General features: G+C 61.0%; 20 protein-coding genes. 13 read left to right on the top strand and 7 right to left on the bottom strand.

All coding sequences use genetic code 11. The annotated features are described in order from the left end of the window. Window positions 1-5: 5 nt before the first annotated feature. The 6 genes from dadA to RHM69_RS20110 all read left to right on the top strand — a co-directional run bounded on the left by dadA (window position 6) and on the right by RHM69_RS20110 (window position 6,105). Window positions 6-1,307 (top strand): D-amino acid dehydrogenase, encoded by a 1,302-nt coding sequence (gene dadA / locus RHM69_RS20135; RefSeq protein WP_014720473.1) that lies wholly within the window; start codon window positions 6-8, stop codon window positions 1,305-1,307. Beyond that, window positions 1,279-1,632 (top strand): RidA family protein, encoded by a 354-nt coding sequence (locus tag RHM69_RS20130; RefSeq protein WP_019819809.1) that lies wholly within the window; start codon window positions 1,279-1,281, stop codon window positions 1,630-1,632. Before dadA ends, RHM69_RS20130 begins: the two co-directional genes overlap by 29 nt. An 80-nt stretch (window positions 1,633-1,712) precedes the next feature. Beyond that, window positions 1,713-2,786 carry an alanine racemase gene (gene alr, locus RHM69_RS20125; RefSeq protein WP_060766886.1) on the top strand — a complete coding sequence of 358 codons (1,074 nt, stop codon included), beginning with the start codon at window positions 1,713-1,715 and terminating at the stop codon, window positions 2,784-2,786. Between the two features lie 116 nt (window positions 2,787-2,902). Next, complete coding sequence (locus RHM69_RS20120) at window positions 2,903-3,451, top strand: cupin domain-containing protein (RefSeq protein ID WP_014720470.1); 549 nt, start codon at window positions 2,903-2,905, stop codon at window positions 3,449-3,451. A 182-nt stretch (window positions 3,452-3,633) separates the two neighbouring features. Then, window positions 3,634-4,044, top strand: coding sequence for a c-type cytochrome (locus RHM69_RS20115; protein WP_019819811.1), 411 nt, complete (start codon window positions 3,634-3,636; stop codon window positions 4,042-4,044). A gap of 138 nt (window positions 4,045-4,182) precedes the next feature. Continuing rightward, window positions 4,183-6,105 carry an acetyl-CoA hydrolase/transferase C-terminal domain-containing protein gene (locus tag RHM69_RS20110; protein ID WP_014720468.1) on the top strand — a complete coding sequence of 641 codons (1,923 nt, stop codon included), beginning with the start codon at window positions 4,183-4,185 and terminating at the stop codon, window positions 6,103-6,105. Between the two features lie 116 nt (window positions 6,106-6,221). Here the strand turns inward: RHM69_RS20110 and RHM69_RS20105 are convergent, their stop codons facing one another. After that, window positions 6,222-6,794 carry a xanthine phosphoribosyltransferase gene (locus RHM69_RS20105; protein WP_003195447.1) on the bottom strand — a complete coding sequence of 191 codons (573 nt, stop codon included), beginning with the start codon at window positions 6,792-6,794 and terminating at the stop codon, window positions 6,222-6,224. Between the two features lie 58 nt (window positions 6,795-6,852). Then, window positions 6,853-8,862, bottom strand: a complete 2,010-nt coding sequence (gene rep, locus RHM69_RS20100) for a DNA helicase Rep (RefSeq protein ID WP_005792464.1) — start codon at window positions 8,860-8,862, stop codon at window positions 6,853-6,855. A gap of 266 nt (window positions 8,863-9,128) precedes the next feature. Here rep and RHM69_RS20095 point away from each other — a divergent pair, with 266 nt between their 5' ends. After that, window positions 9,129-10,793, top strand: coding sequence for a putative bifunctional diguanylate cyclase/phosphodiesterase (locus RHM69_RS20095; protein WP_014720467.1), 1,665 nt, complete (start codon window positions 9,129-9,131; stop codon window positions 10,791-10,793). Between the two features lie 64 nt (window positions 10,794-10,857). Here RHM69_RS20095 and RHM69_RS20090 read toward each other — a convergent pair whose 3' ends face one another. Further along, on the bottom strand, window positions 10,858-12,261 hold the full coding sequence (locus tag RHM69_RS20090; RefSeq protein WP_019819813.1) for a NorM family multidrug efflux MATE transporter: 1,404 nt from the start codon (window positions 12,259-12,261) through the stop codon (window positions 10,858-10,860). A 152-nt stretch (window positions 12,262-12,413) separates the two neighbouring features. Here RHM69_RS20090 and RHM69_RS20085 point away from each other — a divergent pair, with 152 nt between their 5' ends. Together RHM69_RS20085 and RHM69_RS20080 are read left to right on the top strand one after the other, a co-directional pair. Further along, window positions 12,414-13,334, top strand: coding sequence for a LysR substrate-binding domain-containing protein (locus RHM69_RS20085; protein ID WP_014720465.1), 921 nt, complete (start codon window positions 12,414-12,416; stop codon window positions 13,332-13,334). Window positions 13,335-13,510: 176 nt separating this feature from the next. Further along, window positions 13,511-15,487, top strand: coding sequence for a methyl-accepting chemotaxis protein (locus RHM69_RS20080; protein WP_014720464.1), 1,977 nt, complete (start codon window positions 13,511-13,513; stop codon window positions 15,485-15,487). Between the two features lie 27 nt (window positions 15,488-15,514). Here the strand turns inward: RHM69_RS20080 and RHM69_RS20075 are convergent, their stop codons facing one another. Together RHM69_RS20075 and RHM69_RS20070 are read right to left on the bottom strand one after the other, a co-directional pair. After that, complete coding sequence (locus RHM69_RS20075; protein WP_014720463.1) at window positions 15,515-17,011, bottom strand: YifB family Mg chelatase-like AAA ATPase; 1,497 nt, start codon at window positions 17,009-17,011, stop codon at window positions 15,515-15,517. A 155-nt stretch (window positions 17,012-17,166) separates the two neighbouring features. Beyond that, window positions 17,167-17,430, bottom strand: a complete 264-nt coding sequence (locus RHM69_RS20070; protein ID WP_003195432.1) for an accessory factor UbiK family protein — start codon at window positions 17,428-17,430, stop codon at window positions 17,167-17,169. A 423-nt stretch (window positions 17,431-17,853) separates the two neighbouring features. Here RHM69_RS20070 and glnK point away from each other — a divergent pair, with 423 nt between their 5' ends. The 4 genes from glnK to sutA all read left to right on the top strand — a co-directional run bounded on the left by glnK (window position 17,854) and on the right by sutA (window position 20,634). Beyond that, a complete protein-coding gene (gene glnK / locus RHM69_RS20065) occupies window positions 17,854-18,192 on the top strand; it encodes a P-II family nitrogen regulator (protein WP_002555808.1) in 339 nt (112 codons plus the stop codon). Between the two features lie 34 nt (window positions 18,193-18,226). After that, window positions 18,227-19,564: an ammonium transporter gene (locus tag RHM69_RS20060; RefSeq protein ID WP_020302863.1), complete on the top strand. Its 1,338-nt coding sequence runs from the start codon at window positions 18,227-18,229 to the stop codon at window positions 19,562-19,564. A gap of 209 nt (window positions 19,565-19,773) precedes the next feature. After that, on the top strand, window positions 19,774-20,199 hold the full coding sequence (locus RHM69_RS20055; RefSeq protein ID WP_003195429.1) for a secondary thiamine-phosphate synthase enzyme YjbQ: 426 nt from the start codon (window positions 19,774-19,776) through the stop codon (window positions 20,197-20,199). A 102-nt stretch (window positions 20,200-20,301) separates the two neighbouring features. After that, entirely contained in the window at window positions 20,302-20,634 is a 333-nt protein-coding gene (gene sutA / locus RHM69_RS20050; protein ID WP_073843438.1) for a transcriptional regulator SutA, read from the top strand. A 186-nt stretch (window positions 20,635-20,820) separates the two neighbouring features. Here sutA and RHM69_RS20045 read toward each other — a convergent pair whose 3' ends face one another. Together RHM69_RS20045 and xerC are read right to left on the bottom strand one after the other, a co-directional pair. Further along, on the bottom strand, window positions 20,821-21,516 hold the full coding sequence (locus RHM69_RS20045; RefSeq protein WP_073452481.1) for an HAD family hydrolase: 696 nt from the start codon (window positions 21,514-21,516) through the stop codon (window positions 20,821-20,823). Beyond that, window positions 21,513-22,412, bottom strand: coding sequence for a tyrosine recombinase XerC (xerC, locus tag RHM69_RS20040; protein WP_102665827.1), 900 nt, complete (start codon window positions 22,410-22,412; stop codon window positions 21,513-21,515). Before xerC ends, RHM69_RS20045 begins: the two co-directional genes overlap by 4 nt.

Genomic DNA, 22,412 nt, shown 5'->3' with positions numbered 1-22,412 from the left:
TAAAAATGCGCGTTCTGGTCTTGGGTAGCGGCGTCATTGGGGTGACCAGTGCCTATTATTTGGCGCGGGCCGGCTTTGATGTCGTGGTGGTTGATCGTCAGCCTGCCGCTGCCATGGAAACCAGTTTCGCCAACGCCGGCCAGGTCTCCCCTGGGTATGCTTCGCCCTGGGCCGCGCCGGGTGTGCCACTCAAGGCGATCAAGTGGCTGTTGCAACGCCACGCGCCGTTGGCAATCAAGGCCACTGCTGATATCGACCAATACCTGTGGATGGCGCAGATGCTGCGCAACTGCACGGCCAGCCGCTACGCGGTAAACAAGGAACGCATGGTGCGCCTGTCCGAGTACAGCCGCGACTGCCTCGACGAATTGCGCGCCGAGACCGGCATTGCCTACGAAGGGCGCAGCCTCGGGACTACCCAACTGTTCCGCACCCAGGCCCAACTCGATGGTGCCGCCAAGGACATCGCCGTGCTGAAAGAGTCCGGCGTGCCATTCGAATTGCTCGACCGCGCCGGCATTGCCCGGGTTGAACCGGCTCTGGGCAGCGTCACCGATATCCTCGCGGGTGCCTTGCGCCTGCCCAACGACCAGACGGGCGATTGCCAGATATTCACCACGCGCCTGGTCGACATGTGCAAACAATTGGGCGTGGAATTCCGCTTCGAACAAGACATCCAGCGCCTGGACTACGCAGGCGACCGCATCAATGGTGTGCTGATCGACGGCAAGCTGGAAACCGCCGACCGCTATGTACTGGCCCTCGGCAGTTACTCGCCCAAGTTACTCAAGCCATTGGGCATCAAGGCGCCCGTGTACCCGCTCAAGGGCTACTCGCTGACCGTGCCGATCACTAACCCGGCAATGGCGCCGACCTCGACCATTCTCGATGAAACCTACAAAGTCGCGATCACCCGTTTCGACAACCGTATTCGCGTCGGTGGCATGGCTGAAATAGCCGGTTTTGACCTGTCGCTGAACCCGCGGCGACGTGAAACCCTGGAGATGATCGTCAACGACCTTTATCCTCAGGGCGGCGATCTGGCCCAAGCCAGTTTCTGGACCGGCCTGCGCCCGACCACCCCAGACGGCACGCCGATTGTGGGTGCCACGCCGTTCAAGAACCTGTTCCTGAATACAGGCCACGGTACCCTCGGTTGGACCATGGCCTGTGGTTCGGGTCGCTTGCTGGCCGACCTGATGGCGAAGAAAACGCCGCAGATCAGCGCCGCAGGCCTCGATATTTCCCGTTATGGCAACCACCAGGAGTCCGCACAACATGTCAATCCAGCGCCAGCTCACCAATGAGCGCATGAGCCAGATCGTTGTCCACAGCGGTACCGTGTACCTGGCAGGGCAGGTAGGCGACGACATGAGCGCCGGGATTGAACAGCAAACCCGTGAAACCCTGGTCAATATCGAGCGCTTGCTGGACTTGGCCGGTACTGACAAGTCCAGGTTGCTGTCGGTGACGATCTACCTGAAAGACATCGACGCCGACTTCGCCGGCATGAACGCGGTGTGGGACAAGTGGCTGCCCAAAGGCGTCGCCCCGGCCCGCGCCACTGTGCAAGCCAAGCTGTGCGAACCCGAGATTCTGGTAGAGCTGTCAGTCGTGGCTGCGCTGTCTTAACAATGATCCCTCTCCCGGTGCCGGCGTTGTTGGTCTGCACCGGTTTTTTTATTGACTTTGCTGCCTAGAAGCCTGCCGACATGCGTCCAGCCCGTGCCCTGATCGATCTCCAAGCCCTGCGCCATAACTACCAATTGGCCCGAGAAGTCACCGGGGCCAAGGCCCTCGCCGTGATCAAGGCCGATGCCTACGGCCATGGCGCGGTGCCCGTGGCCCAGGCACTGGAGGCGCAAGCCGACGGGTTCGCGGTGGCGTGCATCGAGGAAGCGCTGGAACTGCGCGCCGCCGGCATTCGTGCGCCGGTGTTGCTGCTGGAAGGTTTTTTCGAAGCCGACGAGTTGCCGCTGATCATCGAGCAGGATTTGTGGTGCGTGGTGCATTCGCTGTGGCAGTTGGACGCCATCGAGCAAGCTCGTTTGAGCAAGCCGCTGACAGTGTGGCTGAAGCTGGACTCGGGCATGCACCGTGTGGGCCTGCACCCCAAGGATTACCAGGAGGCGTATCAGCGCCTGCTGGCGAGTGGCAAAGTGGCGAAAATCGTGCTGATGAGTCATTTTGCCCGCGCCGATGAGCTCGATTGCGTCAGCAGCAACGAACAAGTAACGGTGTTTGAGGCGGCGCGTCAGGGGCTGGCGGCTGAGGTCAGCCTGCGCAACTCACCGTCTGTATTGGGCTGGCCGAGCGTGTCCAGCGACTGGGTGCGCCCCGGTATCATGCTTTACGGCGCAACGCCCTTTGGCGAAGACCAGGCCATTGCGGCGCGCTTGCAGCCGGTGATGACCCTGGAGTCCAAAGTGATCTGCGTACGCGAATTGCCGGCCGGTGAGCCGGTGGGCTATGGCGCCAGGTTCGTCACGCCCAAGCCGATGCGCATCGGCGTGGTTGCCATGGGCTATGCCGACGGTTACCCGCGCCATGCGCCTACCGGCACACCGGTGCTGGTCGCTGGCCAGCGCAGCCGGCTGCTGGGGCGCGTGTCCATGGACATGCTGTGTGTCGACCTCACCGACTTGCCCCAGGCGGGCCTTGGTTCCACCGTAGAGCTGTGGGGCAAGCACATCCTCGCCAGCGATGTGGCCGTGGCCGCCGAGACCATCCCTTATCAGATTTTCTGCAATCTGCGCCGAGTGCCAAGGCTCTATAGCGGCGCTTAGCCGCCGGCAACGAACCGAGCACGCCGGGATTTAGGCCCAAGTGTTGTAAATACTGAACGCTGTCGCCATGATAACGCTCAATTACAACAAAGCCTGAATCCTAGGAGGCTCCTGCATTGGACGTCGGCGAACGACTGCAATCCATCCGTAAACTCAAAGGTCTTTCCCAGCGTGAGCTCGCCAAGCGTGCGGGCGTCACCAACAGCACCATTTCGATGATCGAGAAAAACAGCGTCAGCCCCTCGATCAGCTCCCTGCGCAAGGTGCTGGGCGGTATCCCCATGTCCATGGTCGAGTTCTTTTCCGAAGAAGTCCTCCAGGAAATACCGACGCAGATCGTCTATAAAGCCAATGAGCTGATCGACATCTCTGACGGTGCCGTCACCATGAAACTGGTGGGCCGGGCGCGCCCAAGCCGGGCCATCGCATTTCTCAATGAAATCTACCCTCCGGGTGCCGACACGGGCGAAGAAATGCTCACTCATGAAGGCGAAGAAACCGGAATTCTGGTGGAAGGGCGCCTGGAATTGGTGGTCGGCCTTGAAACTTTTGTGCTCGAAGCGGGCGATAGCTACTACTTTGAAAGCACCAGGCCTCATCGTTTTCGCAATCCGTTCGACGTGCCGGCGCGACTAATCAGCGCAGCCACACCTGCGAACTTTTAAGAATAGAGGCGCCCTGCCAGCGTTGCAGAGGTTCCCGCAGCTGTACACCGTGAGGCCGAATCTCCCTTTATTTAATAGGGTTGTTTCGGCCAGGCGGGCTAACCGTTATACTTTCGCCGCCTGCGAAACCGTGGCCGCAGGCGTGAATAGCCACCATTGAGGGTGAACGCGTGAACCTAATTATGAAAATGCTGGCTGCACCAGCAACCGTACTGGCCCTATGGGCTGTCAGCGCTCAAGCTGCGACCAATGATGACATTGCCAAGCGCCTGGAGCCTGTGGGCCAGGTTTGCGTCCAGGGCCAGGAATGCAAGGGCATGGAAGTTGCCGTGGCAGCCGGCGGCGGCGGCGCGAAAACCCCCGATGATATCATCGCCAAGCACTGTAACGCGTGCCACGGCAGCGGCCTTTTGGGTGCGCCAAAAATTGGCGACACCGCCGCATGGAAAGAGCGCGCCGACCATCAAGGTGGCCTCGATGGCATCCTGGCAAAGGCCATCACCGGTATCAACGCCATGCCGCCCAAAGGCACCTGCGCTGATTGCTCGGACGACGACCTCAAGGGTGCGATCAAGAAGATGTCCGGGCTGTAATCGGTCGATCTTCGTCAAAAATGCCGCTTACGAGCGGCTTTTTTGTGCCCGCGATTTGGTATTCAGGCTGTTCATTGCAGCAAAGACCCGGCAAGCTCGGTCCAACCCCTAATTCATGGAATGTTCGGGAGCAGTCGGATGGTGCAGTTGTGTTCAATCGAGCAAGCAGTTGACGACGTACTGGAGCGCCTGCCGGCGCATATCCACATGGGCATGCCGCTGGGGCTGGGCAAGCCCAACCTGTTCGTCAACGCGCTGTACCGGCGTATCGCAAAGTTGCCCGAACGGGCGCTGACGCTTTATACCGCGCTGAGCCTGGGTCGGCCTACGCAGGGTGATGGTCTTCAAAAGCGCTTTCTCGAACCCTTCATCGAACGGGTGTTTGGCGACTACCCCGAACTGGATTTCCTCGCGGACCTGCACAGGGGCAGCCTGCCGAAGAATATCCGTGTGCAGCAATTCTTCATGCAGCCCGGTAGCCTGCTCCACAGCGCCGCGGCGCAGCAGGATTACGTCAGCAGCAACTACAGCCATGCGGCCCGCGACATCAATGCCGCCGGCCTGAACCTGGTGGCGCAATTGGTTGCCAGTAGCAGCGAGCATCCCGACCGCCTGAGCCTGAGCTGCAACCCGGATATCACTCTCGACCTGCTGCCCATGATCGCCAAGCGCCGCGCGGCCGGGGAGACCATCCTGGTCGTCGGCCAGGTCCATAGCGATTTGCCCTACATGCCTGGCGATGCCGAGTTGGGCATGGATGAGTTCGACTACCTGCTGGATGAAAAAGACAGCACCACGTTGTTCTCCACCCCGAATATGCCGGTGGGCTTTCAGGATCATTTTATCGGCCTGCATGCCAGCACCCTGGTGCGTGATGGCGGTACGTTGCAGATTGGCATCGGCTCCATGGGCGATGCCCTGACGGCTGCCCTGCTGGCGCGCCAGGCCGACAACGAAGCCTATCGCCTGTTGCTCACCGACTTGGATGTGTACCAGTGGGCACCGTTGATCAGCCGCGAAGGCGGCGTTGAGCCGTTTGCCCGTGGCCTTTACGGTTGCAGCGAGATGTTCGTCAACGGCCTGCTGGTATTGGCCGATGCCGGGATCGTGCGGCGCAAGGTCTACCCGGATGTGGCGACCCAGATGCAGGCCAACGCGGGCACCCTGGACGACGCGGCGCAACCTGATGGCGTGTCGATTCATGGCGGTTTCTTCTTGGGGCCGCGCAGTTTTTACCAGCGCCTGCAGGAAATGACCCATGCCAAGCGCCAGGCATTCAACATGACCCGCATCAGCTACATCAACGAGCTGTACGGGCAGGAAGAACTCAAGCGCCTGCAGCGCCTGGATGCGCGGTTTATCAACAGCGCCATCATGGTCACCTTGCTCGGTGCTGGCGTGGCTGATCAGTTGGAAGACGGTCGCGTGCTCAGTGGTGTGGGCGGGCAATACAATTTCGTGGCCCAGGGGCATGCGCTGGAAGGCGCACGCTCAATCCTGATTTTGCGCAGCTGGCGTGAGTCGGCGGGGGAGGTCAGTTCCAATATCGTCTGGGAGTACGGCCACTGCACCATTCCCCGGCACCTGCGCGATATCGTCATTACCGAATACGGCATTGCCGACTTGCGCGGTCAGACGGATGCCAAGGTGATCGAAGCGTTGCTGAACATCACTGACTCAAGGTTCCAGCACGACTTGATTGAGCAGGCGCAAAAGGCCGGCAAACTGCCCAAGGATTTCCAGTTGGATCCCCGTTTCGCCGACAACACGCCAGAGCGGCTTCAGGCGATTCAGGCTAGGCATCGTCGCCTGTTCCCGGAATACCCCCTGGGCAGCGACTTCACGAATGAAGAGCGGGATTTGTTACGAGCGCTGAACTGGCTCAAGAGCAAATTCAAGCTCACGGAAATTCTGGAGTTGGGCAAGGCGGCACTCGACGCGCCGGAGCCGGAGGCGTTTCCCGAGCATTTGCAGCGGATGCGCTTGGATAAGCCGGAGGGCATCAAGGAAGACCTGTATCAACGCTTGCTGCTGGCCGGACTACAGGCCACCGCCCACTGACAGCGCAACGCAAAAGCTAATGTGGGAGCTGGCTTGCCTGCGATGAGGGCCTGTCAGTCGACATCTCTGTCGACTGACACACCGCTATCGCAGGCAAGCCAGCTCCCACACAGTGATTACTCGATAAAGGTCACGACACCACCGGCCAGCGACTTCACCCGCGCCAGCGACTCAACCCGATAACCCTGTGCATCCAGTTCTGCACGCCCACCCTGGAACGACTTCTCGATCACGATGCCCAAACCGGCGACGGTCGCGCCGGCCTGCTTGATGATCGAGATCAGCGCCTGGGACGCCTTGCCGTTGGCCAAAAAGTCATCGATCACCAGCACGCGGTCGCTGCTGGTCAGGTGGCGCGGGGAGATCGCCACGGTGCTTTCGGTTTTCTTGGTGAAGGAATACACCGTGGCCGACAGCAGGTTTTCCGTGAGGGTCAACGACTGCTGCTTGCGGGCGAAGATCACCGGCACACCCAGGTTCAGCCCGGTCATGATCGCCGGGGCAATGCCCGACGCTTCGATGGTGACGATCTTGGTGATGCCCGAATCCTTGAACAGTGCGGCGAACTCGTCGCCGATCAGTTTCATCAGTGCCGGGTCGATCTGGTGGTTCAGAAAGGCGTCAACCTTGAGGACCTGATCGGAAAGCACGATGCCTTCTTCGCGAATTTTCTTGTGCAGTGCTTCCACGGAAAGCTTCCTCTAATGGCGCGTTGTGCGCCGAAAGTAGATTAAAAAGTAGTCGATTCTAGCGCTTTAACATCGCGCGTATGTCCGCCAAGGCGGTGTTGCCGCGAACGGCCTTCACCTCGGTGGGCGTGTCGTCATTGCCTTCCCAGGCCAGATCGTCCGGCGGCAGTTCATCCAGGAACCGGCTGGGGGCACAATCGATGATTTCACCGTATTGCTTGCGCTTGGCGGCAAAGGTGAAGGCCAGGGTCTGACGTGCGCGGGTAATGCCCACGTAGGCCAGGCGGCGTTCTTCCTCGATGGTGTCGGCTTCGATGCTGGAGCGGTGCGGGAGGATTTCCTCTTCCATGCCCATGATGAACACGTAGGGAAATTCCAGGCCCTTGGAGGCATGCAAGGTCATCATCTGCACGCCTTCGGCACCGTCTTCCTCTTCTTGCTGGCGCTCGAGCATGTCGCGCAACACCAGCTTGCCGATGGCGTCCTCGACGGTCATCTCGCCGTCTTCGTCTTTTTCCAGGGTGTTCTTCAGCGCTTCAATCAGGAACCAGACGTTGCCCATGCGGTAATCCGCGGCCTTGTCGCTGGAACTGTTGGTGCGCAGCCAATTTTCATAGTCGATGTCCATGACCATGCTGCGCAAGGCGCTGATCGGGTCTTCGCCGGCGCACTGCTCGCGCACCTTGTCCATGAAACGCTTGAAGCGCGACAGGCGATCGGTGAAGCGCGTATCCAGGTGTTCGCCCAGGCCTATTTCGTCGGTGGCGGCATACATGGAAATCTTGCGTTCGGTGGCGTAGTTACCGAGCTTTTCCAGGGTGGTGGAGCCGATTTCCCGGCGTGGCACGTTGATCACGCGCAGGAAGGCGTTGTCGTCGTCCGGGTTCACGATCAGCCGGAAGTAGGCCATCAGGTCTTTGACTTCCTGGCGTCCGAAAAAGCTGTTGCCGCCCGACAGGCGATACGGCACCTGGTGATGCTGCAATTTCAGCTCGATCAGCTTGGCCTGGTAGTTGCCGCGATACAGGATCGCAAAGTCGCTGTAGGGCCGGTCGGTGCGCAAGTGCAGGCTGAGGATTTCCACGGCCACGCGCTCGGCTTCGGCGTCTTCGTTGCGGCAGCGGATCACACGGATCTCGTCGCCATGGCCCATCTCGCTCCACAGTTGTTTTTCAAACTCGTGGGGGTTGTTGGAGATCAGCACGTTGGCGCAGCGCAGGATGCGGCTGGTGGAGCGGTAGTTCTGCTCCAGCATCACCACTTTCAAGGAGGGGTAGTCTTCCTTGAGCAGCATCAGGTTTTCCGGGCGGGCGCCGCGCCAAGCGTAGATCGACTGGTCGTCGTCGCCCACTACGGTGAACTGGTTGCGCGTACCGATCAGCAACTTCACCAGCAGGTATTGGCTGGCGTTAGTGTCCTGATATTCGTCCACCAGCAGGTAGCGCACCTTGTTTTGCCACTTCTCCAGGATGTCCTTGTGCTCTTGGAACAGCTTGACCGGCAGCAGGATCAGGTCGTCGAAGTCCACCGCGTTGAACGCCTTGAGCGTACGCTGATAGTGGGTGTAGACGATGGCGGCGGTCTGCTCCTTGGGGTTGCGTGCGGCCTCCAGGGCTTCGGCGGGCAGGATCAGGTCGTTTTTCCACGAGCCGATCATGTTCTTGATTTCGTCTACGCCGTCGTCGCCCGCGTATTCCTTCTGCATGATGTCGGTCATCAGGGCCTTGACGTCGGTCTCGTCGAAGATCGAGAAGCCGGGCTTGTAGCCCAGTCGCACATGCTCCTTGCGGATGATGTTCAGGCCCAGGTTGTGGAAGGTGCACACGGTGAGGCCGCGGCCTTCGCCGCCTTTGAGCAGGGTGCCGACCCGCTCTTTCATTTCCCGTGCCGCCTTGTTGGTGAAGGTCATGGCGACGATGTACTGGGCGCGGATGCCGCAGTTCTGGATCAAGTGCGCGATCTTGCGCGTGATCACGCTGGTCTTGCCGGAGCCTGCACCGGCGAGCACCAATAGAGGGCCGCCGACGTAGTTCACGGCTTCTTGCTGCCGGGGATTGAGTCGGGACATACGGAATTTTAGGGGTCGTTGTTCAAAAGGGCGGGCATTTTAACAGGCTGGAAAGATTCTGCTGCCATAGAACGACGGTGTGACGTACCACTCGATCTAAATTTGCCGGTTTTGCTACTTTGCCGCAGGATGTGGAGGAATATCCGAGACGATTATTTACAGTCTGCGTATTTGATAACACCTATCATTTGTCATCCTTTGTCATTGTCAGGCCGCACGTCATAATGGCACCGCTAATGAAATTTTGCAGAGTCTAGGGAGTTAGCGTGTCTACGCCTGTCGAACCCTTGCGTTTGCTGCTGCTGGCCGATGAGCCTGAGTGGGCAGCGTTGTTGCGCGAGTGCCTGGCGCCGATGGGCGAAGGGGCTGTGCTGATCAGTGCGCCCAACTGGGACTCGGTAAGCCGCCTGTTCGATGACGACCAGGGTGCTGTGTTATTGACCACGCCCAGCCTGCAGCCAGGCCCTGGCCGGTGCAGCCTGCCGTGTGTATTGCTGCTGGAGCAGGAGCCACTGGTGTCGCCGCTGGGTGTCAGCGATTGGTTGGTGTTGGATGCATTGGACGCCGACACATTGCGCCGCTGCCTGCGCCATGTGCGCGAGCGCGGCGTGCTGGAGAATACCTTGCAGCGCCTGGCCGAGCAGGACCCGCTCACCGGTATTGCCAACCGTCAGGGCTTCCAGACCTTGCTCGCTGCACGCTTGGCGGACAATGACGGCCGTGGCCTGGCCCTCGGTCATCTGGACCTGGACAATTTTCGTCATGCCAACGATGCTCTCGGCCATCAGGCGGGCGACCGGTTGATCCTGCAAGTGGTGTCGCGGCTCAAGAGCCAGCTCGAAGCCGGGGACCAACTGGCGCGCCTGGGCAGCGATGAGTTTGCCTTGTTGATCGATACCCGCCGGGCGCCTCAGCGCGCCGAGTGGATGGCTGAGCGCATCACCGAAGTGATGGCCGAGCCCTACTGGGTGGATGGTGAAAGCCTGTTGATTGGTTGCAGCCTGGGTATGGCCCATGCTCGAGCCCGCGCTGGCGCCGACCCGTTGATGTGGCACGCCCATATCGCCATGCAGCAGGCCAAAAGTACCCAGGGCTGCACCTTCCATATCTTCAATGAGCGCATCAACCGCAACGCCCGCAGCCTGGCCGACCTGGAAAGTGAACTGCGCCGGGCTTTGCGTCGCGATGAGTTGGAGCTGCATTACCAGCCGCGCCTGGACCTGGACGACGGTCATATCGTTGGCCTCGAAGCCCTGGTGCGCTGGCGTCACGGCGAGCGCGGCTTGTTGCCGCCCAGCGAGTTCGTGCCGCTGGCCGAACAGAGTGGCTTGATCGTGCCATTGGGCTACTGGGTGATCTCCCGAGCCCTGCGCGACATGCAAGACCTGCGTGAACGCGGCCTGCCGCCGCTGCACATGGCGGTCAACCTGTCGTTTCGCCAGTTCCAGGACAGTCAGTTGCTGTCTACCCTCAGCCGCCTGATTGCCGAGCGCGGCGTGGAAGCGCAATGGCTGGAGTTCGAATTGACCGAAACCGCCGTGATGCGCCGCAGCGACCTGGTCAAGCAGACCATGGACGCCCTTGGCCGGCTGGGTGTGCGGTTTTCCCTGGATGACTTCGGCACCGGTTTTTCGTCGTTTGTGCACCTCAACAGCCTGCCGATTGCCTTGTTGAAGATCGACAAGAGCTTTGTCGGCGGCATGGAAGAGCGCGAAGAAAACCGCAAGCTGGTGCACGCCATGATCAACCTGGCCCACAACCTCAACCTGGAAGTGGTCGCCGAAGGCGTGGAAACCCCTGAGCAACTTGAACTTTTGCGCTTGTTTGGGTGCGATCAGGTCCAGGGTTACCTGATCAGCAAGCCGTTGCCGTTGCCGGAGCTGGTGGAATACCTGCTGTTTGGTCAAAGCCAGCAGGCGCTGTTGGGCTAAGCCTTCAAAGTGGTTCAAATGTGGGAGCAGGCAAGCCAGCTCCCACATGGACCGCGTGTACTCGCTAGTCAGGCAGTGCCGCTTGGAAACCAACAGGAGCATCTGGCTCCTGCCGAATCATCCGCTTCATCTTCGCCTCAAACGCCCAGGTCAGGCTCACCGCCGCACACGCCAGGCCCAGTGCCAGGCCCCACCAGACGCCGGTGGGCCCCCAGCCCAGGGTGAACGCCATCAACCAGGCCGACGGTGCGCCAATCAGCCAATAGCAACCCAGGCCCACCAGGAAGGTGGTCTTGGCGTCCTTCAGGCCACGGATACAACCCATGGCGATGGTCTGCACGCCATCGAACAATTCGAACCAGGCGGCGACGGCCAGCAGGCTCACCGCCAGGACGATGACGTCATGGAACGCCGGGTCGTCATGGTCGAGGAACAGTCCGATCAGCGGGTCGGAAAACAGCCACAGTACCGCCGCAAACCCCAACATCACCATGGCCCCGAATCCTATGCCCACTCGCCCGGCCAGGCGTGCCATCAGCAACTGCCCGGCGCCGTAATGCTGGCCGATGCGCATGGTCACCGCGTAGGACATCCCCGCCGGCACCATGAAGGCCACCGAGACAATCTGCAGGGCGATCTGGTGCGCCGCCAACTGCGTGCTGCCCATGGTGCCCATGCACAACGCCGCAAAGGCAAACAACCCGACCTCTACCGCATAGGTGCCGCCAATCGGCAGGCCCAGGCGCCACAGCTCGCGCAGGTAATGGGTATTCAGGCGCAGCAGGCCGGTGCCCAGCGGGTAAGCGGCGTAGGCCCGGTTGCTGCGGATGTACCACATCAATGCCAGCGCCATGCCGTTGGCGACGATGGCAGTCACCAGGCCGATGCCCATCAGGCCCAGTTTCGGCAGGCCGAACATGCCTTCGATCAAGGCATGGTTGAGCAGGTAGTTGACCACGGTGCCGCACAGGCTGATCACCATCACCGGAGTGGCCTTGCCGATGGCGCTGGTAAAGCCGCGCAGAGCCATGAAGCTCAGGTAGCCGGGCAGGGCAAAGGGCAGGATCGTCAGAAATTGCCCGGCTGCTTGCACGTTGGTTTCGGTCTGGCCAAACATCAGCAGTACCGGCTTCAAGTTCCATAACAGCAACGCCGCCGCCAGCGCCATCAACCACGCCAGCCACAGCCCGGCCTGGGTCAGGCGGGTGGCGCCGTCGATATCGCCCGCGCCATGGCGAATGGCGACCAGGGTGCCCACGGCTGCGATCACGCCGATGCAGAAGATCGCCACGAACGAATAGCTCGCCGCGCCCAGGCCGCCGCCTGCCAAGGCCTCGGGGCTCAGGCGCGCCATCATCAGGGTGTCGGTCAGCACCATCAGCATGTGCGCCAACTGTGAGGCAATCAACGGCCCCGACAGCCGCAGAATGGCCCAGAGTTCGGTACGTGCCGGATGTTGCATGATCATCACACTCGAATAATCAGGAAGGTGGGGAAGGGTTGATTCTCGGCGCATTCAGCGCATTGCACAAAAGGATAAAAGCGATCGTTGGCATGATTAAAACTCATGCTTGAGCGATTCTGGTAGGGTTTCCAGATTGCGCAGTCGGAGCTTTCAGAATGTCCCGTCGTCTTCCTCCTCTTTATGCCTTGCGGGCATTTGAAGCCGCCTCCCGGCACCACTCCTTTACCCGCGCGGCTGAGGAGTTGTCGATTACCCAAAGTGCGATCAGCCGGCATATCCGTACGCTCGAAGATTATTTCGCCTGCCGATTGTTCCAGCGCAGCGGTCGCACATTGCAGCTCACGGAAGCGGCGCGGTTGTTGCTGCCTGGCGTACGGGAAGGCTTCGCTGCCCTGGAGCGTGCTTGCCATACCTTGAATGCCGAAGATGACATCCTGCGTATGAAGGCGCCGTCCACCTTGACCATGCGCTGGCTGCTGGCGCGGTTGAGTCGCTTCCGCGCATTGCAGCCAGGCAATGAGGTACAGCTCACCAGTGCGTGGATGAGCATCGATGAAGTGGACTTTAACCAAGAGCCGTTCGACTGTGCAGTGTTGCTCAGCAACGGGCACTTTCCGGCGGACTGGGAGGCCAGTTATCTGTTTGCGGAAATGCTGATCCCGGTGGGAGCGCCGAATCTGTTGGACGACGGTCCCTGGGACGTGACGCGGCTGGCAACCGCCGAACTGCTGCACCCGACCCCGGACCGCCGCGACTGGCGTTACTGGCTGCAGCGCATGGGGTTGTCATCTCACGTTTCACTCAAGGGTGGGCAGGTGTTCGACACGCTCGAGCTGGGCATGATCGCTGCCGCCCGTGGCTATGGCGTCTCCATGGGTGACTTGCTGATGGTGGCCGAAGACGTGGCGCAGGGACGCTTGAGCCTGCCGTGGCCCACGGCGGTCGCCAGTGGGGAAAGCTACTACCTGGTGTGGCCGAAAACTCGCCCGGGCGGGGAGCGTTTGCGACGGCTGGCGGAATTTCTTCAGGGCGAAGTCAAGGCGATGGAATTGCCCCAGGTTGAACGCCTCGATTGAGTAGGGCCGGACCGTGTGTGCAATCGTTTGCGGGATACCCCTGTGATTCGCTCAAGTATTGCCAAATGCCGCCGAAGAAGGAGGTTGGAACCATCGTGCATCAACGTTTCCCACTAGATAATTTGCCGAGCAGCGCTATGAGATCAGGATGATCCTGGCCTCGGCCAGGAGCTGTCATGTCTCAACCTCGTGCCCGGATTGCCTCCCAGTTAGGCCTTGCACTCGCCGTGATTCTCGCTGTCGTCATCAGCGGCAGTACGGTCTTTGCCTTGCGTACCCTCGACTCCGCCAACCTCGCCACCCGCGAGGAACACCTGGCCAGCGAGGCGCGTCTGCTCGCCGACCAACTCAACACCTTCCACAGCACCTTGCGCGAAAGCACCCAGCGTTTGAGCGGGCTGTTTGAAAAGCGCTTCGGCGCCGGCTTGAGTGTGCGTGCGGACCAGCCCGTGGCCGTGGCCGGCGTGCAGACGCCAAGCCTCTACCTGGGCAACGAGGTATTGAATAACAACTTCGAAGAGGTGGATGAGTTCAAGCAGATGTCCGGCGGCGTGGCCACGGTATTCGTGCGCAGCGGCGACGACTTTATCCGCGTCAGCACCTCCCTGACCAAGCAGGATGGCAATCGCGCCATTGGCACCGTGCTCGACCGTCAGGGCGCGGCCTACCAGCGCGTTGTGGGCGGCCAGACCTACATCGGCCGTGCCGTGTTGTTCGACCGCTCCTACATGACCCAATACAGCCCCGTGCGTGACAGCAGTGGCCAGGTCATCGCCGTGCTGTTCATCGGTTTCGATTACACCGATGCTCAGAACGCCCAGTTTGAAAACCTCAAGCGCTTCCGCATTGGCCAGACCGGCTCCCTCGCGCTGCTCGATGAGCAAAAGCACTGGCTGGTGCCGCCGGCTGGCGTGCAAGCGCCGGATCAGGCGATTGCCGTGATGCTCGACCTGGCGAAAAAGCCGGGCGCAGGCCGTTTCTGGAGCGACAAGAACGAAGATTTCTATAGCGTATCGGTGCCGTTCGAAGGCGGCCCTTGGGCGGTGGTAGCGAGCATGCCCAAGGCTGAGATTCGCGCAGTGACCTGGGAAGTCGGCATCCGCCTGGTGATCGGCAGTGTGTTGGCGATGTTGCTGGCAGTGGGCGCCACGGTGTGGCTGTTGCGCAGCAAGCTGGCGCCATTGAGCGAGCTGGTGCGCCAGGCCCAGGCGCTGGGCGCGGGCGATTTGAGTGCGCGCCTCAACGTTTCCAGCCATGACGAAATCGGCCAGTTGGCGCGCAGTTTCAACCAGATGGGTGAAGCGCTGTCGACCATGGTGTCGCATATCCGTACCGCGGCCGAACAGGTCAACAGCCGCGCACAGGCGTTGTCGGGCCTATCCGGTGGTGCCTACGAAGGCATGGAGCAGCAGTCCGGCGAGATCACCAGCATGGCCGGTGCGGTGGAAGAGTTCAGTGCTACCTCGCTGAACATTGCCGACAACATGGGCAACACCGAGCGCCTGGCCCAAGAGAATGCCCAGCAAACCCGTATCGGCCGCACCTCGATGCAAGAAGCGTCATCGTCCCTGGAACATATCGCCACTGCGCTGAACAGCACCGCTGCAGTGATCAACACCCTGGGCCAGCGTTCCCAGGAAATCGGCGGGATCGTCGGCGTGATTACCGCCATCGCCGAACAGACCAACCTGCTGGCGCTCAACGCCGCCATCGAAGCCGCCCGCGCCGGTGAGCAAGGCCGTGGTTTTGCCGTGGTCGCCGACGAAGTGCGCAATTTGGCTTCGCGCACCCGCCAGGCCACCGATGAAATCTCCGGCATGATCCAGAGCATCCAGCAGGAAACCGGCAACGCCATCAGCACCATGGAACACGGCAATGCGCTGATGCAGGAAGGCTTGTCGCGCAACGCTGACGTGGCCTCGGCCCTGGCGCGTATCGACGAGCAAAGCCGCTCGGCCGGCCAGCAGTTCGCGGCGATCACCACCGCCACCCAGGAACAGAGCAGCACCGCGACCTTGCTCAGCAGCAACCTGCAGAGCATTGCGCTGGCCAACAGCGAGCAGCGTGAAGTGGTGTCCAACCTGGCGGTTACCGCCAAGGAGCTGGAGACCTTGGCGGCAGGTTTGCGTCATGAGGTGGATCGGTTTCGTTGAGGCACCGCCAATCAAATTGTGGGAGGCTCAACTGAGAGATGCTGGGCGGTATTGCAAGGCCTCCTTCAGATGATCACGGGTGATGGCGTCCATCTGGTCCAGGTCCGCCAGGGTGCGCGCCACCTTCAGCAGCCGATGGGCCGCCCGCAGTGACAGTGTCAGTCGCTCGCAGGCGGTCTCCAGCCAGCCCTCGTCGACCTTTGGCAGCTTGCAGTGCTGGCGTAGCCCCGGCAGGTCGAGAAAAGCATTGGCACACCCCTGGCGTTGCTGTTGACGCTCGCGTGCTTCGGCTACCCGCACCGAGGCATCGGCCGTTGTATCGCCCGCCGGTTGAGTGGGGCTCAGCGCAGTGGCCTCCCGCGCGACGGTCAGGTGCAAATCAATCCGGTCCAGCAAAGGGCCGGATAGCTTGTTGCGATAACGCTGGATCTGCTCCGGCGTACACCGGCAACGCCCGCTGGGTTCGCCCATGTAGCCGCAGGGGCAGGGATTCATCGCCGCGACCAGTTGAAAGCGAGCCGGGAAACGCACTCGGTCACGGGCGCGGGATATCACGATATGTCCCGATTCCAATGGCTCGCGCAGCACCTCCAGTACCTTGCGATCGAACTCTGGCAGCTCATCCAAGAACAAAACCCCGTGATGGGCCAGGGTGATTTCCCCCGGTTGTGGCTTCGAGCCGCCACCCACCAGCGCCGGCCCGGATGCCGAGTGGTGCGGCTGGCGAAACGGGCGGTTTGGCCAATGGCTCAGCGGTGCCAGGCTGACCACGGACTGGATCGCGGCCACTTCCAGCGCTTCCTGCTCGCTCAACGGCGGCAGCAAGCCCGGTAGCCGGCTGGCCAATAAAGTCTTGCCGGTGCCCGGTGGCCCGCTGAACAATAGGTTATGCGCGCCTGCCGCCGCGATCAGCAATGCTCGCTTGGCCGCGAGTTGGCCCTGCACTTCACGCAGGTCTGGGTAAGGCTTGTTCACGTACAGCAAACCGTCGGACCTGTAGGGCTCAATCGGCACATGCCCATTCAGGTGCGCCACCACTTGCAGCAAGTGATCCACCGCAATCACCTTCAACCCCGACGCCAGGCACGCCTCTTCGGCGTTGGCGCGCGGCACTATCACGGTGCGCCCGGCCTTGCGCGCCGCCAGCGCGGCCGGCAATACCCCCTTCACCGCGCGCACCTCGCCGGACAGCGCCAATTCCCCAAGGCACTCCACGTCATCGAGCATCAAGGCCGGCACTTGCACACTGGCCGCCAGGATGCCGAGGGCAATCGCCAGATCAAAACGCCCGCCGTCCTTGGGCAGGTCGGCGGGCGCGAGGTTGAGCGTGATGCGCCGGGCCGGATATTGCAGCGCCGAGTTGAGGATGGCACTGCGCACGCGGTCCTTGCTTTCCTTCACTGCGGTTTCGGGCAAACCCACCAAGGTGAGAGACGGTAGGCCATTGGCCATATGCACTTCGACAGTGACGGCTGGGGCTTCCACACCGACCTGGGCGCGGCTGTGGACAATGGCGAGGGACATGCTCGTTCCTTGAATGGGAGGGCCGCTTCCTGCGGTTTTTTCAAGGGTAGACGAGGTGGGATGGAGCGGGGCGGGGGAGGTTTTACAGAACGTATCCGGGCGGCAACGCAAAACAAGTGTGGGAGCAGGCAAGCCAGCTCCCACAACAATCGCGTTCACTCAGCAGAAGGTGGCGTCAACCGGGCTTCAAGTTCAGCCACCTTCGCCTCCAGGCTCTCCAGCCGCGCACGTGTGCGGGCCAGCACCACCATCTGGCTGTCAAACTCTTCCCGGCTGACCAGGTCGAGCTTGCTGAAACCACTCTGTAGCAAAGCCTTGAACTGGCTTTCGATTTCATTGCGGGGCAGTGGGGTGTCGCCGCTGAACAGGCGAGAGGCGTGGCCGCTCAGGGCGTCTAGGAAGTCTTTGGGCGCGAGCATTGGACATATTCCGGAAAACAGTTGGCCGGCAGTGTATCACGCAGCGTCTATAGTCATTTTCAGGCCCCGTTGCGCACGGTTTTCGCGCATTGGGGCGGGCGGCCTCGCACTGTTTTGATGCGCATTGCGGCCGCGCAGGCGCCCCGTAGGTGGGCACAAGCGGGTAAAGGATTGATTTCGGTGGTTTTTACGGAGCTGGCAAGGTTTCTGCTTAGACGATCATGACCCATGCACTGATGCAGTCGCTGTGACGAATGCAGTGCGCCGACGGATCCGGGGTACAGGGCTCGTCACCAGTGGTTCGCTGGCGTCGCGACGGCAAATGCCGAGGCGACGATGCGTTACAAAGCCAGGCACTGCGCTTAGACTTGAGACGGGTTTGTTTTCCTGGGGCAAGTCCACCAAATTCGGGAGAGAGTTTTCATGAAGCTAGTCACTGCCATCATCAAGCCGTTCAAGTTGGACGATGTACGCGAGTCACTGTCCGAGATCGGCGTGCAGGGCATTACCGTTACTGAGGTCAAGGGCTTCGGTCGGCAGAAGGGTCATACCGAGCTGTATCGCGGCGCGGAATACGTGGTCGATTTCCTGCCGAAGGTGAAGATCGATGTCGCCATTGACGACAAGGATCTTGACCGGGTTATCGAGGCGATAACCAAGGCGGCCAACACCGGCAAGATCGGTGACGGCAAGATCTTCGTGGTCAATCTGGAACAGGCTATTCGCATCCGTACCGGCGAAACCGATACCGACGCAATCTAAGCCGCCAAACCCCAACGCCCCAGGAGAAAACAATATGACTCTGCGTAAATTCGCAGGGCTCGGAGCCCTGCTGTCCATCGTAATGCCAAGCCTGGCCATGGCGGCAGATGAAGTGGCTGCTCCAGTCCTCAATTCCGGCGACACCGCCTGGATGCTTACCGCCACCGCGCTGGTGCTGTTCATGACCATCCCTGGCCTGGCGCTGTTCTACGGCGGCATGGTCCGCTCCAAAAACATTCTGTCGGTGATGATGCAGTGTTTCGCCATCACTGGCCTGATCAGCATCCTCTGGGTCGTCTACGGCTACAGCATCGCGTTCGATACCACCGGTATGGAACAAGGCGTGGTCAACTTCAATTCCTTCTTCGGCGGCATGGGCAAGGCGTTCCTGGCGGGTGTCACCCCGGCCAGCATCACCGGGCCGGCGGCGCTGTTTCCGGAAGCCGTGTTCATCACCTTCCAGATGACCTTTGCCATCATTACCCCGGCGCTGATCGTCGGTGCTTTCGCTGAGCGTATGAAGTTCTCCGCAATGCTGATCTTCATGGCTATCTGGTTCACCCTGGTCTACGCGCCGATTGCGCACATGGTCTGGAGCGGCAACGGCGGCCTGATGTGGGACTGGGGCGTGCTGGACTTCGCTGGCGGCACCGTTGTGCACATCAACGCGGGTGTGGCTGGCCTGGTGGCGTGCATCGTGCTCGGCAAGCGCAAAGGCTTCCCGACCACGCCGATGGCCCCGCATAACCTGGGCTATACCCTGGTGGGCGCGGCCATGCTGTGGATCGGCTGGTTTGGCTTCAACGCCGGTTCCGCCGCGGCGGCCAACGGCACCGCGGGCATGGCGATGCTGGTAACTCAAATCGCTACAGCAGCTGCGGCCCTGGGCTGGATGTTTGCCGAGTGGATCACCCACGGCAAGCCCAGCGCACTGGGTATCGCCTCGGGCGTGGTCGCCGGCCTCGTCGCCGTGACGCCAGCGGCGGGCACCGTGGGCCCGATGGGCGCCCTGGTGATTGGCCTGGTCGCCGGTGTGGTGTGCTTCTTCTGCGCGACCAGCCTCAAGCGCAAGCTGGGTTATGACGACTCCCTGGACGCTTTCGGCGTGCACGGTATCGGCGGCATCGTCGGTGCGATCCTTACCGGTGTGTTCGCTGCCCCGGCGCTGGGCGGCTTCGGCACCGTGACGGACATCGCAGCCCAAGTCTGGATCCAGTGCAAAGGTGTGGGCTTTACCGTGATCTACACGGCGATCGTGACCTACGTCATCCTCAAGGTGCTCGACATGGTCATGGGCCTGCGTGTCACCGAGGAAGAAGAGGCGGTTGGCCTCGACCTGGCGCAACATAACGAGCGCGGCTACAACTTGTAACCAGGCGAAAAAAACATGCCCGGCTTGCCGGGCATTTTTTTGCCTGGCGTTTGTCTGTGGCTAAAGGTGCATGGGTTTTTTATCGACTTTGTGATGGGATCCACACAGCACTTTTAAGGATGCAAATGTCTTACAGGCATGAAGGCGTATTCGGCACTTTGTTTTTTCCCAGAGCGCGCTAGAATGCGCGCCGATGGGCGGAGAACTGTATGTGGCAACAGACCCTGATTACCCTGCGGGCCAAGCCCCGGGGCTTTCACTTGGTAACGGACGAGTTGCTTGCCGGCTTGCCTGAATTGAAGGCGTGCCGTGTGGGCCTGTTGCATTTGTGGCTGCAGCACACCTCGGCCTCGTTGACCGTCAACGAGAATGCCGACCCGGCGGTTCGCCGTGACTTCGAGCGTTTTTTCAACCTGCTGGTGCCACAAGGTCGCGCAGGGTTTGAACATAACGACGAAGGTCCGGATGATCTGCCGGCGCACTTCAAGGCCAGTCTGCTGGGCTGCCAGCTGAGTTTGCCGGTCAAGGCCGGCCGCTTGGCGATAGGGACCTGGCAAGGTGTTTATCTGGGCGAGCACCGTGATCATGGCGGTGCTCGTAAAGTCCTCGCCACCTTGCACGGTGAAGGGGCATAAGCCACTGGTTATCTGGTGGATGTTGATTTTTTTCCGGCGACCTCGACAGAGGGTGAAGCTGGGCTATAACTAATCTGCTTTTCGCAAGTCATGAGGTAGAACATGAGCGACGATGATCTGGAACAAGACGACCTCGAAGTAGGCGATGAAGACGACACCGAAGAAGGTCTTGAAGTAGCGGCCGAAGACGTTGCTGAGGATGTCGATGACAGTGTTGGCGATGACGCGGCTCCCAAAGCCAAAGGCAAAGCCAAGGCGGCTGTTTCGGTAGACGAGTTGCCGAGCGTTGAAGCCAAGAACAAAGAGCGCGATGCCCTGGCCCGTGCGATGGAAGAATTCCTCGCTAAAGGCGGCAAAGTGCAGGAAGTCGAGGCCAACGTGGTGGCTGATCCACCGAAGAAGCCGGATAACAAGTACGGAAGCCGACCTATCTGAGGTCTGCCTCCTGCTTGTAAGAAAAAGCCCGCCGTCGCTGCGGGCTTTTTCATGCCTGCCATTTACCAGTTCGCTGCAATACCTTGTGGGAGCCGGCTTGCCTGCGATAGCGGTGTATCTGCGAGCCCTGTGTTGATTGGCCCACCGCTATCGCAGGCAAGCCAGCTCCCACATTGGGGGGCAGTGTTAACCCCAGCGACTCAGCAAGGGCGGCAACTCCGTCAGGCTGCGAATCTGCGCATCCGGGCGCTTGTCACCCTCCCAGGCCTTGCCCGTGGGGTTGAACCACACTGCCCGCAGTCCCGCCTGCTGCGCGCCGGCGATGTCATCCCCAGGATGATCGCCCACATGCACTGCCGCGCTGGCGTCCACACCGCCACGTTGCAGTGCTTCATGAAACAGCCGTGCGTCCGGCTTGGCGATGCCGATATCTTCAGCGCGCAGGGCAAAGTGAAAGTAGTCCGCCAGGCCCACACGCTGCACATCGGCATTGCCATTGGTGATCACGCCGAGCAGGAAGTGCTGGCGCAGCGCCTTGAGCATCGGCTCGGCTTCCGGAAACACGGTGAGTTGGTGGCGTGCGTGGATGAACGCTTCGAAGCAGACATCCGCCATCTCTGTGGCCTCAGGTTGGGGATAACCGGCCTCCTCGAACGCATGCATCAACACGCGGTGGCGCAGCAGGCTGATACGGTGTTTGAGTTCGGGATGACGCTGCAGCACCTGCTGGCGCAGGCTGGCAAAATGCTCAAGGGGCAGGTCGCCGACCTTGGACGCGTGGGTCGCCAGCCATTCACGCATCGACGCTTCGGCGCTGATGATGACAGGTACGTTGTCCCAGAGGGTGTCGTCCAGGTCGAAGGTGATCAGCTTGATACTCATGATTCGCCGCCCTTGATGCGTTTGGCCCGTGGATGGGCGCTGTCGTACACCGTTGCCAGGTGCTGGAAGTCGAGGTGGGTGTAGATTTGCGTGGTCTTGATATCCGAGTGCCCGAGCAGCTCCTGCACGGCGCGCAGGTCCTGGGAGGATTCGAGCAGGTGGCTGGCAAAGGAATGACGCAACATGTGCGGGTGCAGATTCTGCCCCAGCTCGCGCTCGCCGGCAGCTTTGACCCGCAGTTGAATCGCCCGCGGCCCCAGGCGCCGGCCTTGCTGGCTGACAAACACGGCATCGTCTGTCGGGTTGGTCAGAAGGCGTAGCGGCAGCCATAGCTGCAAGGCTTCGCGGGCTTTCCTGCCCACGGGCAGTACGCGCGTCTTGCTGCCTTTGCCGAGCACTTGCACCAGGCCATCGGCGAGGTCCAGTTGATCCAGGTTCAGGCCCGTCAACTCCGACAGGCGCAGGCCCGAGGAATAGAACAGCTCGAGGATTGCCTGGTCGCGATGGGCCAGGAAGTCATCCTCGACGGCACCGTCGAGCAATTGCAGGGCGCGGTCTGTGTCCAGGGTCTTGGGCAGGCGCCGTTCGCCTTTGGGCGGTGACAGGCCATTGGCCGGGTCGTGGTCGCACAGCCCTTCGCGATTGAGGTAGTGATAGAGGCCGCGCACCGCCGACAGCAGGCGAGACAGGCTGCGGGAAGATTGGCCCTGCTGGTGCAACCGGGCAATCAGGCTACGCAGGGCCTGGATGTCCAGAGCCTTCCAGCTGCTGACGTGCTGCTTTTCGCAATAGGCCAGGACCTTGTTCAAGTCCCGCCGATAAGCTTCCAGCGTGTGGGACGACACCTGGCGCTCATTGCGCAGGTGAGCGCAGTAAGCGTCCAGTTGCCGCTCCAT

It is taken from the genome of Pseudomonas sp. CCI1.1, from assembly GCF_034348165.1.
GTDB lineage: Bacteria > Pseudomonadota > Gammaproteobacteria > Pseudomonadales > Pseudomonadaceae > Aquipseudomonas > Aquipseudomonas paracarnis.
The sequence above is the reverse complement of the archived record's forward strand: the minus strand, read 5'-3'. Positions and strand labels throughout refer to the sequence as shown.

Coding starts and splice junctions, on each gene's coding strand:
- dadA (WP_014720473.1), top strand. CDS start 6: ATGCGCGTTCTGGTCTTGGGTAGCGGCGTCATTGGGGTGACCAGTGCC.
- RHM69_RS20130 (WP_019819809.1), top strand. CDS start 1,279: ATGTCAATCCAGCGCCAGCTCACCAATGAGCGCATGAGCCAGATCGTT.
- alr (WP_060766886.1), top strand. CDS start 1,713: ATGCGTCCAGCCCGTGCCCTGATCGATCTCCAAGCCCTGCGCCATAAC.
- RHM69_RS20115 (WP_019819811.1), top strand. CDS start 3,634: ATGAAAATGCTGGCTGCACCAGCAACCGTACTGGCCCTATGGGCTGTC.
- RHM69_RS20110 (WP_014720468.1), top strand. CDS start 4,183: ATGGTGCAGTTGTGTTCAATCGAGCAAGCAGTTGACGACGTACTGGAG.
- rep (WP_005792464.1), bottom strand. CDS start 8,862: ATGTCCCGACTCAATCCCCGGCAGCAAGAAGCCGTGAACTACGTCGGC.
- RHM69_RS20090 (WP_019819813.1), bottom strand. CDS start 12,261: ATGATCATGCAACATCCGGCACGTACCGAACTCTGGGCCATTCTGCGG.
- RHM69_RS20085 (WP_014720465.1), top strand. CDS start 12,414: ATGTCCCGTCGTCTTCCTCCTCTTTATGCCTTGCGGGCATTTGAAGCC.
- RHM69_RS20080 (WP_014720464.1), top strand. CDS start 13,511: ATGTCTCAACCTCGTGCCCGGATTGCCTCCCAGTTAGGCCTTGCACTC.
- RHM69_RS20075 (WP_014720463.1), bottom strand. CDS start 17,011: ATGTCCCTCGCCATTGTCCACAGCCGCGCCCAGGTCGGTGTGGAAGCC.
- RHM69_RS20070 (WP_003195432.1), bottom strand. CDS start 17,430: ATGCTCGCGCCCAAAGACTTCCTAGACGCCCTGAGCGGCCACGCCTCT.
- glnK (WP_002555808.1), top strand. CDS start 17,854: ATGAAGCTAGTCACTGCCATCATCAAGCCGTTCAAGTTGGACGATGTA.
- RHM69_RS20060 (WP_020302863.1), top strand. CDS start 18,227: ATGACTCTGCGTAAATTCGCAGGGCTCGGAGCCCTGCTGTCCATCGTA.
- RHM69_RS20055 (WP_003195429.1), top strand. CDS start 19,774: ATGTGGCAACAGACCCTGATTACCCTGCGGGCCAAGCCCCGGGGCTTT.
- sutA (WP_073843438.1), top strand. CDS start 20,302: ATGAGCGACGATGATCTGGAACAAGACGACCTCGAAGTAGGCGATGAA.
- RHM69_RS20045 (WP_073452481.1), bottom strand. CDS start 21,516: ATGAGTATCAAGCTGATCACCTTCGACCTGGACGACACCCTCTGGGAC.
- xerC (WP_102665827.1), bottom strand. CDS start 22,412: ATGGAGCGGCAACTGGACGCTTACTGCGCTCACCTGCGCAATGAGCGC.